This is a genomic window from Pseudomonas sp. JV414 (genome assembly GCF_032424305.1).
Taxonomy (GTDB): domain Bacteria; phylum Pseudomonadota; class Gammaproteobacteria; order Pseudomonadales; family Pseudomonadaceae; genus Aquipseudomonas; species Aquipseudomonas lini.
In genome coordinates, this window is the sequence record NZ_VYKC01000016.1 from 238,541 (window position 1) to 253,351 (window position 14,811).

13 protein-coding genes are annotated in these 14,811 nt (G+C 60.2%); 12 read left to right on the plus strand and 1 reads right to left on the minus strand.

Features of this window, described 5'->3' with window-relative positions; all coding sequences use genetic code 11:
- The first annotated feature begins 128 nt into the window (after positions 1 to 128).
- The 3 genes from F6R97_RS17535 to F6R97_RS17545 are packed head-to-tail and all read left to right on the plus strand — an operon-like array spanning position 129 to position 2,585.
- Complete coding sequence (locus tag F6R97_RS17535; protein ID WP_048397824.1) at positions 129 to 1,148, plus strand: aminoglycoside phosphotransferase family protein; 1,020 nt, start codon at positions 129 to 131, stop codon at positions 1,146 to 1,148.
- Positions 1,145 to 1,816, plus strand: coding sequence for an N-acetylmuramate alpha-1-phosphate uridylyltransferase MurU (gene murU / locus F6R97_RS17540; RefSeq protein WP_038981260.1), 672 nt, complete (start codon positions 1,145 to 1,147; stop codon positions 1,814 to 1,816). Before F6R97_RS17535 ends, murU begins: the two co-directional genes overlap by 4 nt.
- A gap of 1 nt (position 1,817) precedes the next feature.
- Positions 1,818 to 2,585, plus strand: a complete 768-nt coding sequence (locus tag F6R97_RS17545; protein WP_048397826.1) for a TerB family tellurite resistance protein — start codon at positions 1,818 to 1,820, stop codon at positions 2,583 to 2,585.
- A 139-nt stretch (positions 2,586 to 2,724) separates the two neighbouring features.
- On the opposite strand, the gene F6R97_RS17550 is transcribed toward F6R97_RS17545, so the two are convergent.
- The gene (locus tag F6R97_RS17550) at positions 2,725 to 3,717 is read right to left on the minus strand and encodes an alpha/beta hydrolase family protein (protein ID WP_038981263.1); all 993 of its coding nucleotides are present in this window, start codon (positions 3,715 to 3,717) and stop codon (positions 2,725 to 2,727) included.
- Between the two features lie 73 nt (positions 3,718 to 3,790).
- Here F6R97_RS17550 and F6R97_RS17555 point away from each other — a divergent pair, with 73 nt between their 5' ends.
- From F6R97_RS17555 to F6R97_RS17595, 9 genes are all read left to right on the plus strand, one after another.
- A complete protein-coding gene (locus tag F6R97_RS17555) occupies positions 3,791 to 6,187 on the plus strand; it encodes a PAS domain S-box protein (RefSeq protein WP_038981265.1) in 2,397 nt (798 codons plus the stop codon).
- A gap of 118 nt (positions 6,188 to 6,305) precedes the next feature.
- A complete protein-coding gene (locus F6R97_RS17560) occupies positions 6,306 to 6,947 on the plus strand; it encodes a response regulator transcription factor (protein WP_174160275.1) in 642 nt (213 codons plus the stop codon).
- Between the two features lie 366 nt (positions 6,948 to 7,313).
- Positions 7,314 to 8,438, plus strand: a complete 1,125-nt coding sequence (locus F6R97_RS17565; RefSeq protein WP_030130015.1) for an ABC transporter ATP-binding protein — start codon at positions 7,314 to 7,316, stop codon at positions 8,436 to 8,438.
- Positions 8,439 to 8,486: 48 nt separating this feature from the next.
- Positions 8,487 to 9,530 carry an ABC transporter substrate-binding protein gene (locus tag F6R97_RS17570; protein ID WP_038981267.1) on the plus strand — a complete coding sequence of 348 codons (1,044 nt, stop codon included), beginning with the start codon at positions 8,487 to 8,489 and terminating at the stop codon, positions 9,528 to 9,530.
- A 207-nt stretch (positions 9,531 to 9,737) separates the two neighbouring features.
- A complete protein-coding gene (locus F6R97_RS17575; protein ID WP_315866877.1) occupies positions 9,738 to 10,985 on the plus strand; it encodes an ABC transporter permease in 1,248 nt (415 codons plus the stop codon).
- A gap of 12 nt (positions 10,986 to 10,997) precedes the next feature.
- Positions 10,998 to 11,822: an ABC transporter permease gene (locus tag F6R97_RS17580; RefSeq protein WP_038981270.1), complete on the plus strand. Its 825-nt coding sequence runs from the start codon at positions 10,998 to 11,000 to the stop codon at positions 11,820 to 11,822.
- A gap of 202 nt (positions 11,823 to 12,024) precedes the next feature.
- Positions 12,025 to 13,173, plus strand: a complete 1,149-nt coding sequence (locus F6R97_RS17585; protein ID WP_038981272.1) for an iron-containing alcohol dehydrogenase — start codon at positions 12,025 to 12,027, stop codon at positions 13,171 to 13,173.
- Between the two features lie 86 nt (positions 13,174 to 13,259).
- On the plus strand, positions 13,260 to 13,934 hold the full coding sequence (rpe, locus tag F6R97_RS17590) for a ribulose-phosphate 3-epimerase (protein WP_007906892.1): 675 nt from the start codon (positions 13,260 to 13,262) through the stop codon (positions 13,932 to 13,934).
- On the plus strand, positions 13,931 to 14,749 hold the full coding sequence (locus tag F6R97_RS17595) for a phosphoglycolate phosphatase (RefSeq protein WP_315866878.1): 819 nt from the start codon (positions 13,931 to 13,933) through the stop codon (positions 14,747 to 14,749). The genes rpe and F6R97_RS17595 overlap by 4 nt, the downstream gene beginning before the upstream one ends.
- The last annotated feature ends 62 nt before the right edge of the window (positions 14,750 to 14,811 follow it).

Here is a 14,811-nt window from a genome sequence, read left to right on the forward strand (position 1 = left end):
TATTAGTCCGGGCTTCCTGCGTGCCATCTGCCCGCGGTGTGGGCCGCACGCCTCTCGATGGTCTGAAAAAGATGCTGGATAATAAAGCATGACCCGCTTGACGGCTAGCGCCGTCGGAGACCCTTGCAATGCCTGACCAAGATGTACGCTTGCAACACCTGAAAGTTTGGCTCGATGAACAGTTGGCTATCCTCTTTGCAGAACAAGGTTGGGGTGCCGTGCCCCCGGCCACGTTGACTGCGGCCAGTAGCGACGCGAGTTTTCGGCGCTATTTCCGCTGGGAAGGCGCAGGCAGAAGTTTTGTCGTGATGGACGCGCCGCCACCCCAGGAAAACTGCAAACCCTTCGTGGATATCGCTTTTCTGCTGGCGAAATCCGGAATAAACGTGCCGAAAATTTATGCCGAAGACCTCGAGCGTGGTTTTCTTTTACTCAATGACCTGGGCAACAAGACTTACCTGGACGTGATCGACAGCGAAAACGCCGACGATTTGTTCAAGGATGCCCTGCAAGCGCTGCTGGCTTTCCAGCAGTTGCCGATGGTGGCGCCGCTGCCGAGTTATGACGTGGCGCTGCTGCGTCGCGAGCTGGAACTGTTCCCCGAGTGGTACGTGAAGCGCGAACTGGGCATCGAGTTCGACTCGGCGCAGCAAGCGCTTTGGCAGCAGGCCAGCGACTTGCTGATCGACAGCGCCCTGGCTCAGCCCAAAGTCCTGGTGCATCGCGACTACATGCCGCGCAACCTGATGCTCAGCGAGCCGAATCCCGGCGTGCTGGATTTCCAGGACGCGGTTTATGGCCCGGTGACCTACGATGTGACGTGCCTGTTCAAGGACGCCTTTCTCAGCTGGCCTGAAGAGCGTGTGCGTGGCTGGCTGGAGGATTACTGGCAGCAAGCCGGCGCGCTCGACATCCCGGTTCAGCCAGACTTTGAGGATTTCCTGCGCGCCAGCGACCTGATGGGCGTGCAACGGCACCTTAAAGTCATCGGCATTTTCGCCCGCATCTGCCATCGCGATGGCAAGCCGCGCTACCTCGGCGATGTGCCGCGCTTCTTTGCTTATATAGACGCGGTCATCGCCCGTCGCCCTGAACTGGCGGAGTTGGGTGAATTGTTGGCCAGTCTGCGTGCTGGAGCGACGGCATGAAGGCGATGATTCTGGCCGCGGGTAAAGGCGAGCGCATGCGTCCGCTGACCCTGACCACGCCAAAACCGCTGGTTCGCGCCGGCGGAGTGCCCCTGATCGAATATCACCTGAGGGCGTTGGTGGCTGCAGGATTTACCGAGATCGTGATCAACCATGCCTGGCTCGGTCAGCAGATCGAGGATTATCTGGGCGATGGTTCGCGGTATGGCGTGAGCATTCAGTACTCGGCGGAAGGTGAACCTCTGGAAACCGGTGGCGGCATTTTCCGTGCGTTGCCGTTGTTGGGTGACGAGGCCTTTGTGGTGGTCAACGGTGACATCTGGACCGACTACGACTTCAGCGTGTTGCATCAGCCCATCGTCGGGCTCGCTCATCTGGTATTGGCGGACAACCCGGCGCATCACCCGAGTGGAGATTTCACTTTGGTCGATGGCCATGTGCAGGACGGTCGGCCGGATACATCAACCCTGACCTACAGCGGCATCGCCGTGCTGCACCCGCAGCTGTTTGACGGGTGCTCGGCCGGTGCCTTCAAACTTGCGCCACTGCTGCGCAAAGCCATGGCTGACGGGCAAGTGACCGGCGAACGCCTGAATGGGCATTGGGTGGATGTCGGTACCCACGAGCGCCTGGCCGAAGTAGAAACTCTGATAGAAGCGAGACGCTGACATGTTGTGGCCAGGGACTCTGATTGGAGCCGGAGCGGGCTTTGCCATAGCCAGCATTCCGGGGGCCATGCTCGGCGCTTTATTGGGACAGGCGCTGGACCGGCGTTTGCACCTGCAGAGCTGGGCGCATTTATGGGAAAAATTCGGTGGTCGCTCGGTGCTGCGCAACGATGAACTGCTATTCGTGTTGCTGGGCCGATTGGCCAAGAGCGATGGGCGCGTAGTGGATGGCCACATCCAGCAGGCGCGGCAGGAAATGCGTTCGCTGGAAATGACCGAATCGGCGCAACGTCGAGCGATTGCGGCGTTCAATCGCGGTAAGTCGGGACATGACCGGTTGCGCGGTTATCTGCGCCGCCTGAGTACCCAACCCTATGCGGCGGAAGGGGTGTTGCGTGCCTGTTGGCGGATGGTCTGGGCCGATGGCCGCGCCGGTAGCAGTGAGCGCGAGCTGATTGCCCAGTGGGGCAAATGGCTGGGGTGGACGCGGCAACAGGTGCAGGCCTTGGCGACTGACTATGAGCCGCAGAAACGCCCATCGGTCAGCAACGCTGTAACTTATCAAGATGCGTTGCAGCTATTGGGAGTGTCGGCGACCAGTGAGCCGGCGCAAATCAAACGCGCCTATCGACGCCTGCTCAGTCGTCATCACCCGGACAAGATTGCCGGCAGCGGTGCGACAGCATTGCAGGTTCGCGAGGCTACGGACAAGACTCGTGAATTGCATACTGCCTACACGTTGATTCGTGAGCGGCGGGATTTTCGTTAGCAGGGATGAGTTGTGTTGCCAGTGAATCCGTCTTCGCGGGCAAGCCTCGCTCCTACAGGTTTTATGATTGCCGCATATTTGGACACGACACAAATCCTGTAGGAGCGAGGCTTGCCCGCGAATGGGCCAACCCGGTCTATCAGTCCGCCGCTGGTTGAGGATTCAACCAACCCCGCACCCGACGGACCAATTGCTCTTGCTCGGCCTTGGCATTCCCCGGCAGCGCCTTGAGCGAAACCTGACTGAACCCCGACGTTTTCAAGCGCTTGCTGGCCTGTAAACGTTCCAGCGCCGCGTTACGATCCCCCGGCTTATCCATATAGAAGATATCTGCGGTAGGCAGCTTCAAGGCGGGTGTGAGCTCAGCCAGTCCCGGCGTCGCTGTAACAGGCGTCTGAGCGGCGACCATCACCAACTTCTCGACTTGCGATGGCTGCTTCTCGCTCAGATAACGCGCGGCCCAGTAAGCGCCGGTCCCGTGGCCCAACACGACGATACTGCGAGCGCTTTGCTGTTCGGCGTAGGCGATGGCGGCATCGATGCGCGCGAAGATTCGCTCCGCGTCGGCTTTGGCCTGTTCTTCGGTGGTTTCGACGATGGCCTTGTCGGCCACATCCGCTTCGCCGCCGGCCACCTGTTCGATGGGCGCCGCAGTCGTGGCGTCTTTGCTGCCGGCATCAGGCGTTTTGGGCGCTGGCGCCACTTCGACAATACGTGGCGCAATGGCTTCGCTTTGCAGGTCCGGCAAGGTGATACTCAGGCTGCTCCACTCGGCGTCCGGCAACTTGCGCCGCAATGGGCTGATCGCTTGCGGCCAGTCAACGGTTTCACCGGCGCCGGGGATGATAATCACCGCGCCTTTGGGTTCGGCGGTATTGGCCGGTTTCCACAAGGCGAGAAAGCTGTCGGTGCCGGCTTGCAGCTGTTGCTGTTCTTGCGCAGGGATTTTTCGCTCAAGTGCAGTCGCTTCTTCCTGACTACGCTCAAGCAGCGGCTGTCGTTCGACCGGTTTTTCTTCTGCGGGTTTTTCCGCAGCGGCAGGTGCCGGGTCGGCCGCCTCAACGGAAAACGCGCAAGGCAGGATCAACGACAGGCACAATGCTGGCAGTGCCAGGCGGTAGACAGGGGGCATCGGATATTCCAGGCCAGAAGTTATTCCGGCAGCCTAATGGGTTGGTCAGTATTTGTCAGTGTGTGAGACTTTGATGATGCATTTTCGCTGCCTGTGGGTTATCGGCTGTTTATGGTTTCCCTTGATGGGCTGGGCGGCGCCCGCGCCACCGGCGCACGTCGTGCACCTGTCGCCAGCGCAACAGCAATGGCTGGCGCAGCATGGCGAGTTGCGGGTCGGAGTGGTGTTGCAAACGCCCTATGCCCAATACGATCGCCGCTTGCAGCGCCTGTCCGGGGTTAACATCGAGCTGATGAAGTGGCTGGCCAAGGCACTCAAGATCGAACTGAGCTGGCGTAATTATCCTGATCTTGCGCAACTGGAAGCCGCAGCGCGTGAAGGCGATATCGATATCGCGCCAGGGCTGACGCAAACCCCCGCGGCATTGCGACTCTGGCAATTTTCCGACCCTTACATGCGGGTGCCGCAACTGGTGGTCAGCGCCCAGAAAAGCACCGGTGCGGTAGAGCTGGAAAAACTCGACAGCCAGACCCGCGTCGCGGTGCGCATGCCCAGCGTCACCGCCGATTATCTGCGCAGCAATTATCCCCATCTGAACCTGCAAGGCGTGCCTCTGGAGCGCCAGGCGCTGCAACTGTTGTTGAGTCAGCAGGCTGGTTACGCCGTGGTCGATGAAGCGCAGTTCGGGCGTCTGTCTGTCGAGCCTGAATTCTCCGGGCTGGCGGTGGTGGGCGATATCGGTTTCCCGCAACTGCTGCGCGTGGCCACGCGCCGGGACTGGCCGGAGTTGGCCGGCATCGTCGAAAGCGCGCTGCGAGCGATCCCGGCCAAGGACCTGGAGCAACTGCACAATCAATGGCTGCAACCCAAGTATCCGCGGCTGTCCGAGTCGCCGGGTTTCTGGCAAAACCTCAGCCTGCTCTTGGTGATGTTATTGCTGAGCAGCATGGCCATTGTGTTCTGGCAACGTCGTCAGCAACACAGCCTGGAGCAACGCTTGCTGGCGGCGCGCGAAGACATTGCCCTGCGCGAGGCCAGCGAAGAGGCCTTGCGCCTCACGCAGTTTTCCATCGATCAGAGCACTGTCGGCATCCTCTGGGTCAACTGGGACAGCCATGTGCGTTACGCCAACCGGGCGGCCGAAACCATGCTCGGCTACCCGGCGGGCGGGATCATTGATCGGCCATTGATCGACTTCGAGCCCGGTTTGCACATGGACCGCTGGCTGAGCCTGTGGAAACGCGCCCGGGCCAGTGAAGAAGGGCCGCAAAGTTTCGAAACCAATTGCGTGCGAGCGGACGGCAGTATTCTGCCGGCGGATGTTTCGTTGAGCTTCTTGCGCTTTCGCGACGGCGAATACCTGGTGGTTTACCTCAATGACGTCACCGAGCGTCGTCGCGCCCTGGCCGCATTGCAGGAGAGCGAGGCGAGGCTGCAAGGGATCGCCGCCAACGTGCCCGGCCTGGTCTTTCGTCTGGAACGCGCGCCGGTGACCGGGCAGATCGACTTTGCCTACATCAGTGAAGGCAGCGAGAGTCTGGTGGGGTACTCGCCGGCCACTCTGGCCCATCGGGACAAAGGCCTGCGCAGTCTGGTGCATCCGGACGACAAGGCCAGTTACCATCAGACTCAGGACCATGCGCTGGACACCGACAGCGACTGGTCGTGGCAGGGACGGATTCTGACCCGTCAGGGCGAGCAGCGCTGGGCCGAGATCAAGGCCATCACCCGCCGGCTCGAAGATGGCGCCTATGTCTGGGACGGAATCGTCTGGGACATCACCGAGAGCAAGCGCATCGAACTGGAACTGGCCAGCTCCCGCGAGCAATTGCGCGAGTTGTCCGCCCACCTGGAGAGCGTCCGGGAAGAGGAAAAGGCGCGCATCGCCCGGGAAGTTCACGACGAGTTGGGTCAGATGTTGACCGTGCTAAAGCTGGAAACATCCATGTGCGAACTGGCCTACGCCCAGCTCGACCCGGGCCTGCACGAGCGCTTGAACAGCATGAAGCGCTTGATCGCTCAACTGTTTCAACTGGTGCGGGATGTGGCCACGGCGCTACGGCCGCCGATTCTCGATGCCGGGATCGCCTCGGCCATCGAGTGGCAGGCGCGGCGGTTCGAGGCGCGCACGCAGATCCCGTGTCTGGTGCAAGTGCCGGATAACTTGCCGGTGCTCAGCGACGCCAAGGCCATCGGGCTGTTCCGCATCCTTCAGGAAGCGCTGACCAATGTCATGCGCCACGCCCAGGCGCATACTGTTGAACTGACGCTGACCCTTGAGGGCAATGAACTCTGTCTGACTGTCAGCGATGATGGCGTAGGATTTGTCGCCGCCACTGGCAGGCCGACATCCTTCGGTGTGGTCGGCATGCGTGAGCGGGTGTTGATCATGGGCGGGCAGTTGTCGCTTGAGAGTGAACCGGGGGAGGGCACGACCCTGAGTGTGCGAGTGCCACTGGATGAAGCCTGATGGTTTTAAGTTGCTTGGACTGGCGCCTTCGCGGGCAAGCCCGCTCCCACAGGGGGAACGCATTCCAAATGTGGGAGCGGGCTTGCCCGCGATAGATCTTGGCTCTGACATAACAAGAATGGAGAAGAACGTGATCCGTGTACTGGTAGCCGAAGACCACACCATCGTTCGCGAAGGCATCAAGCAATTGATCGGCCTGGCCAAGGACTTGCTGGTGGTAGGGGAGGCGAGCAATGGCGAGCAGTTGCTCGAGACCTTGCGCCATGTTCCCTGCGAAGTGGTGTTGCTGGATATCTCCATGCCAGGGGTCAACGGCCTGGAAGCGATTCCACGGATTCGCGCACTGAACAATCCCCCGGCGATTCTGGTGTTGTCGATGCACGACGAAGCGCAAATGGCCGCACGAGCGTTAAAGGTCGGCGCCGCAGGCTATGCGACCAAGGACAGCGATCCGGCATTGCTGCTGACGGCAATCCGCAAAGTGGCGGCGGGCGGGCGATACATCGACCCGGACCTGGCCGACCGCATGGTCTTTGAAGTCGGCCTGACGGATTCACGGCCGTTGCACTCGTTGCTGTCGGAGCGTGAGTTCTCGGTATTTGAACGCCTGGCCCAAGGCGCCAACGTCAACGACATCGCCCAGCAACTGGCCCTGAGCAGCAAAACCATCAGCACCCACAAGGCGCGGCTGATGCAGAAACTCAATATCACCTCCCTGGCCGAACTGGTGAAGTACGCGATGGAGCACAAACTCCTCTGACACGCCCCTTCCACGGGTTCACTGCAAATCCCTGTGGGAGCGGGCTTGCCCGCGATTGCGATTTGTCCGTCGATAAGATTCTGAATGTTCCACCGTCATCGCGGGCAAGCCCGCTCCCACAGGAAGGCGGTGGCATGTCCATTTGCGACATGCACACAAAGCCGCTTTTGCCTGTTTTTGCGGCTTGCAGCTCACCGCCTGTCGCGATCCCGAATCGACATATCCATCCCCGCCATCCTTGTAGGGCAATCCCTACCCCCAATCTTCCATCCGGCTGAGGCGATTCTCTCCTGCGCCCCGATTTGCGCCGCTCCCAGCGTCCACTAGGCTTAGTCCACAGCAGTCATCAATAACAAAGGTGTGGGTATGAGCCAGGTTGATTCAAGCGCAGGGGCCAGCGATATTCTGGTCAGCTTTCGTGGAGTGCAAAAGAGCTACGACGGCGAGAACCTGATCGTCAAAGACCTCAACCTGGATATTCGCAAAGGCGAATTCCTCACCTTGCTCGGGCCGTCCGGCTCCGGCAAGACCACCAGTCTGATGATGCTCGCCGGTTTCGAAACACCGACCGCCGGGGAGATTCAACTGGCCGGGCGTTCCATCAACAACGTGCCGCCACATAAACGCGACATCGGCATGGTGTTCCAGAACTACGCGTTGTTCCCGCACATGACGGTCGCCGAGAACCTGGCGTTCCCGCTGACCGTGCGCGGCTTGAACAAAAGCGACGTCAGTGACCGGGTCAAGCGTGTTTTGAGCATGGTTCAGCTCGACACCTTCGCCCAGCGTTATCCGGCGCAACTGTCCGGCGGTCAGCAGCAGCGTGTGGCCCTGGCTCGCGCCCTGGTGTTCGAACCGCAACTGGTGCTGATGGACGAACCTCTCGGCGCACTGGACAAACAACTGCGCGAACACATGCAGATGGAAATCAAACACCTGCACCAGCGCCTCGGTGTGACCGTGGTCTACGTGACCCACGACCAGGGCGAAGCCCTGACCATGTCCGACCGTGTAGCGGTGTTCCACCAGGGCGAGATTCAGCAGATCGCGCCACCGCGCTCCCTCTATGAAGAACCGAAAAACACCTTCGTCGCCAACTTCATCGGCGAGAACAACCGTCTCAATGGCCGCTTGCACAGCCACACCGGCGACCGCTGCGTGGTTGAGCTCGGTCGCGGCGAAAAGGTTGAAGCCCTGGCGGTCAATGTTGGCAAGACCGGCGAGCCCGTCACGTTGTCGATTCGCCCGGAGCGCGTGAGCCTCAATGGTTCGAGCGAGTCCTGCGTCAACCGCTTCTCAGGGAGGGTGGCGGAATTCATCTATCTGGGCGACCACGTCCGGGTTCGCCTGGAAGTCTGCGGCAAGACCGACTTCTTTGTGAAACAACCGATTGCCGAGCTCGATCCCGCGCTCGCTGTCGGCGATGTGGTACCGCTTGGCTGGCAGGTCGAACACGTTCGCGCGCTCGACCCACTTTTAGAGGCGCATTGATCGCCCCCCTGCTTCACCAACACTAACCCTGCAGTTGGAGAACAATAAATGTTGAGATCCCTGAAGTTCACAGCCCTGACACTGGGCCTGATGGGTGCGGCACACGCAATGGCCGCCGGCCCTGATCTGACCGTGGTGTCCTTTGGCGGGGCGAACAAGGCCGCGCAGGTCAAGGCCTTCTACGCACCGTGGGAAGCGGCGGGCAACGGCAAAATCATCGCTGGCGAATACAACGGTGAGATGGCCAAGGTCAAAGCCATGGTCGACACCAAGAGCGTGTCCTGGGACCTGGTGGAAGTTGAATCGCCAGAACTGTCCCGTGGTTGCGACGAGGACATGTTCGAGCAGCTTGATCCGAAGTTGTTCGGCAAGACCGAAGACTACGTCAAAGGTGCTATCCAGCCGTGCGGCGTGGGCTTCTTCGTGTGGTCGACCGTGTTGGCTTACAACGCCGACAAACTGGCTTCCGCACCGACCAGTTGGGTGGATTTCTGGGACACCAAGAAATTCCCGGGCAAGCGCGGCTTGCGTAAAGGCGCCAAGTACACCCTGGAATTCGCACTGATGGCTGACGGCGTTGCGCCGAAAGACGTCTACAAAGTACTGGCTGGCAAGGATGGTCAGGACCGTGCGTTCAAGAAACTTGATGAGCTCAAGCCAAGCATTCAGTGGTGGGAAGCCGGTGCACAACCGCCGCAATACCTCGCCTCCGGTGACGTGGTCATGAGCTCGGCCTACAACGGCCGGATCGCGGCGGTACAGAAAGAAAGCAACCTGAAGGTGGTGTGGAACGGCGGTATCTACGACTTCGACGCATGGGCGATTCCAAAAGGCCTGGATAAAACCCGTGCTGAAGCGGCGAAGAAATTCATCGCGTTCTCGGTGGCTCCGCAGCAGCAGAAGACCTACTCGGAAAACATCGCCTACGGTCCGGCCAACACCCAAGCCGTGCCTTTGCTGTCCAAGGATGTCCTGAAAGACATGCCGACCACCCCGGAAAACATCGCCAACCAGGTGCAGATCGACGTCAGTTTCTGGGCTGACAACGGCGAGCAACTGGAGCAGCGCTTCAATTCCTGGGCTGCAAAATAAGACCACCCCGTGGGCTTATCCACTCTTGTAGGAGCGAGGCTTGCCCGCGAAGACGTCAGCACATTCAACATCAATGTTGACTGACACGCAGCTTTCGCGGGCAAGCCTCGCTCCTACAGGGGTGATGTGTAGCTAACAAGAACAGAGGTGGCATCCCGGATGTGGAATGCCACCCTCTGTAACGATCAAAGATTTCCGGAGTACGCCATGGCCACCGCCATTCCCCTGAACGCGGGCACTGACCCCACCTTGAAGCAGCGGCTCAAGCACGCCGAGCGGATCAACCGCTGGAAAGCACAAGCCTTGATCGCGCCGTTGGTGCTGTTTCTGTTGCTGGTGTTCCTGGTGCCGATCGTGGCGCTGCTCTACAAAAGCGTCGGTAACCCGGAGGTGGTCGGCGCCATGCCGCGCACCGTGGCCGCCATCGCCAGTTGGGATGGCCGAGGCCTGCCGGCAGAGCCTGTGTACAAGGCCGCCAGCGAAGACCTCGCCGAAGCCCGCAAGAATCAGACCTTGGGCGACTTGTCCAAGCGCTTGAACATGGAGTTGGCCGGCTACCGCAGCCTGCTGACCAAAACCGCACGCGCCTTGCCGTTCGCCACGGAGCCGGCTTCTTATAAGGAAGCATTGGAAGGCCTCGACGAGCGCTGGGGCGATCCGGCCTATTGGCAGGTTGTGCGCCGCAACACCAGTAATGTGACACCTTATTACTTGCTGGCCGCCGTCGATCATCGTATCGACGACCTCGGCGAAGTGGCCCAGGCCACCCCCGACCAGGCGATCTACCTCGACATCTTTGCCCGGACCTTCTGGATGGGCCTGATCATCACCGTGATCTGCCTGGTGCTGGCCTATCCGTTGGCCTACCTGCTGGCGAACTTGCCATCGCGGCAAAGCAACCTGCTGATGATTCTGGTGCTGTTGCCGTTCTGGACCTCGATTCTGGTGCGGGTCGCTGCGTGGATCGTGTTGCTGCAATCGGGCGGCTTGATCAACAGCGGCCTGATGGCCATGGGCATTATCGATAAGCCGTTGGAGCTGGTGTTCAATCGCACCGGGGTCTACATCTCGATGGTGCACATCCTGCTGCCGTTCATGATTTTGCCGATCTACAGCGTGATGAAAGGCATCTCACCGACGTACATGCGTGCAGCGATTTCCCTCGGCTGCCACCCGTTCGCCAGTTTCTGGCGGGTGTATTTCCCGCAGACCTATGCCGGTGTCGGTGCCGGTTGCCTGTTGGTGTTCATCCTCGCCATCGGCTACTACATCACCCCGGCGTTGCTGGGCAGCCCGAACGATCAGATGGTCAGTTATTTCGTCGCCTTCTACACCAACACCAGCATCAACTGGGGCATGGCGACCGCACTCGGTGGGCTGTTGCTGCTGGCGACCGTGGTGCTTTATCTGATTTACAGCTGGCTGGTGGGCGCCAGTCGCCTGCGCCTGAGCTAAGGGGAGAATGAAATGCTGAGTCCTTATATGTCGCCCATCGAACGGGTGTGGTTCTACGGTTTGCGGATTCTCTGTGGCTTGATTTTGTTGTTCCTGATCCTGCCGGTGCTGGTGATCATTCCGCTGTCGTTCAACTCGGGGAGTTTTCTGGTCTATCCGCTGCAAGGCTTCTCGCTGCACTGGTACCAGGACTTCTTTGCTTCGGCGGAATGGATGCGTTCGTTGAAGAACAGCATGATCGTGGCCCCGGCAGCGACGGTACTGGCGATGATCTTCGGCACGCTGGCGGCAATCGGCCTGACCCGGGGTGACTTTCCCGGCAAGGCGCTGGTGATGGCGCTGGTAATTTCGCCGATGGTGGTGCCGGTGGTGATCATTGGTGTGGCGAGCTATCTGTTCTTTGCGCCGCTGGGGTTGGGCAACAGCTTTTTCTCACTGATCGTGGTGCATGCGGTGTTGGGCGTGCCGTTTGTGATCATTACGGTGTCGGCGACGTTGCAGGGGTTTAACCAGAACCTGGTGCGGGCCGCTGCAAGCCTTGGGGCTTCGCCGCTGACCGCGTTTCGTCGGGTGACCTTGCCGTTGATTGCGCCGGGCGTGATTTCCGGTGCGCTGTTTGCCTTTGCCACTTCGTTCGATGAAGTGGTGGTGACGTTGTTCCTCGCCGGTCCCGAACAAGCGACCTTGCCTCGGCAGATGTTCAGCGGTATCCGCGAAAACCTCAGCCCGACGATCGCCGCTGCCGCGACGCTGTTGATTGCGTTCTCGGTGATCCTGTTGCTGACGCTGGAATGGCTGCGCGGGCGCAGCGAAAAACTGCGCACCGCCCAGGTCTGACGCGGTCCCCTGCAGGAGCTGCCGAAGGTTGCGATCTTTTGACTTTGATTTTTAAGATCAAAAGATCGCAGCCTTCGGCAGCTCCTACAGTTGTTTTGTGTGGTTTTCGGGATTTACATTCATTCACCAATTCAATAGCAGACAAACCCCAATCCCCAGCTACTATTGTGCCCAGCTCCCCTATCTATAAGAGGCTGCGCACATGAGTCTTTCCTCTTTCAAAATCGCTCACAAACTGATCACCGGCGCAGGTGCCATCGAGCAACTGGCGGCTGAGCTCACACGCCTGGATGTCGACAACCCGCTGATCGTTACCGACGCCGCACTGCTCAAGTCGGGCACGGTGGAGCTGGCGCTGGCGCAGCTGGGCGAGCGCAGTTACGAGATTTTCGACCGGGTGTTGCCGGACCCGGAAATCGCCATCGTCGAAGATTGCATGCGGGTTTACCGTGAAGGCGGGCATGACGGGTTGATCGGCCTCGGTGGCGGCAGTGCCATCGACATCGCCAAGAGTGTTGCAGCCTATGCCGGTTACCACGGCGCCCTGGAGGATTTGTTCGGCGTCGATCAGGTGCCGCGCAAAGGCCCGCCGCTGATCGCCATCCCGACCACCGCCGGCACCGGTTCGGAAGTGACCAACGTGGCCATCCTCTCCGACAAGGTCGCGCAGCTGAAGAAGGGCATTATCAGTGATTACCTGTTGCCGGACGTGGCACTGGTCAGCCCACAAATGACCCTGACCTGCCCGCGCAGTGTCACCGCTGCCAGTGGCGTCGATGCGCTGGTGCATGCCATCGAGTCGTACCTGTCGCTCAATGCCTCGCCAATCACTGATGCCCTGGCCATTGGCGCGATCAAGCTGATTACCCAGGCGCTGCCCAAGGCCTACGCCAATCCATCCCATCTGCAAGCCCGCGAAGACATGGCCACCGCCAGCCTGATGGCCGGCATGGCATTCGGCAATGCCGGGGTCGGCGCGGTGCATGCGTTGGCGTATCCGCTGGGTGGGCGTTTCAACATTGCCCATGGCGTCAGCAATGCCTTGTTGCTGCCGTATGTCATGACCTGGAACAAGATGGCTTGCGTGGAACGCATGCAGGATATTGCCGAGGCCATGGGGGTGAAGACCGCTCATCTGAGCGCCAACGAAGCGGCGGACAAAGCCGTGGAGGCGATGACCGAGCTGTGCGCAGCGGTGGAAATCCCGCTGGGGCTGCGCAGTTTCGGGGTGCCCGAGGACGCGATCCCGGCCATGGCCGTGGAAGCCGCCGGCATCGAGCGCCTGATGCGCAACAATCCGCGCAAGTTGAGTGCTGTCGATATCGAGAAGATCTACCGAGCGGCCTATTAGTACCCAATCATCGCAGCACGGTGCGCGCGTCAAAGCATGAGGTATACAATGCGCGCCATCGTGATTCTGCTCAAAAAAGGTGCGTCATGCAGCCCTTCGTCATTGCTCCGTCGATTCTCTCCGCCGACTTCGCCCGCCTGGGCGAGGAAGTGGACAACGTCCTGGCCGCCGGCGCCGACTTCGTGCACTTCGATGTCATGGACAATCACTACGTACCCAACCTGACCATCGGCCCGATGGTCTGCGCCGCGCTGCGCAAGTACGGCGTGACCGCGCCGATTGATGCGCACCTGATGGTCAGCCCGGTGGACCGCATCGTCGGTGACTTCATCGAAGCCGGTGCGACCTACATTACCTTCCACCCGGAAGCCACGCAGCACGTCGACCGTTCCCTGCAATTGATCCGCGAAGGCGGCTGCAAGGCGGGCCTGGTGTTCAACCCGGCGACCCCGCTGGACGTGCTCAAGTACGTGATGGACAAGGTCGACATGATCCTCCTGATGAGCGTCAACCCGGGTTTCGGCGGGCAGAAGTTCATTCCCGGCACTCTCGACAAGCTGCGTGAAGCGCGGGCGCTGATCGATGCCTCCGGTCGTGATATTCGTCTGGAAATCGACGGTGGGGTCAACGTGAACAATATTCGCGAAATCGCTGCTGCAGGCGCCGACACCTTCGTGGCCGGCTCGGCAATCTTCAATGCGCCGAACTACCAGGAAGTGATTGAAAAAATGCGCTCCGAACTGGCGCTGGCTCGCCCATGAGTGGTTTTGAGCAGCTGTTCCCCGGGCGTCTGCCGCGGCTGGTGATGTTCGATCTGGATGGCACGCTGGTCGATTCGGTCCCTGATCTCGCGGCGGCCGTGGATAACATGCTGCTCAAACTCGGGCGTCAACCTGCCGGTATCGAACCGGTGCGCGAGTGGGTTGGCAACGGCGTACACATGCTGGTACGCCGGGCCTTGGCCAACCACATCGACGCCGAGGGTGTCGATGAGGTCGAGGCCGAGCATGCCCTGGAATTGTTCAACGGCTTTTATGAGGACGGTCACGATCTGACGGTGGTTTACCCCGGCGTGCGTGACACCCTCAAGTGGCTGAATAAACAAGGCATCGAAATGGCGCTGATCACCAACAAGCCGGAGCGCTTCGTCGCGCCGCTGCTGGATCAGATGAAGATCGGCCGTTACTTCAAATGGATCATCGGTGGCGATACCCTGCCGAATAAGAAACCTGACCCGGCCGCGCTGTTTTTCGTGATGAAAATGGCCAACATTCCGGCGTCGCAATCGTTGTTCGTCGGCGACTCGCGCAGCGATGTGCTGGCGGCGAAAGCGGCGGGGGTCAAATGCGTGGCCCTCAGTTACGGCTATAACCATGGTCGACCGATTGCCGAAGAATTGCCGGCGCTGGTGATCGATGATCTGCGCAAACTAATTCCCGGTTGCCTGGATCCGGCCGCTGAGATAACGTTGCCCAACGCTGTTCAATCCCCTCCTGGAAACGCCATCGTGGTGGTCACTCGCAAACTCTGGATGAAAGTCATCAAGGCCCTGGCCCGCTGGCGTTGGCGCGCCTGACTTGTTCCTGGCCGGCATACCGGCGCGTTTGCACACCTGACCGTTAGACCCTCAAGCCACGA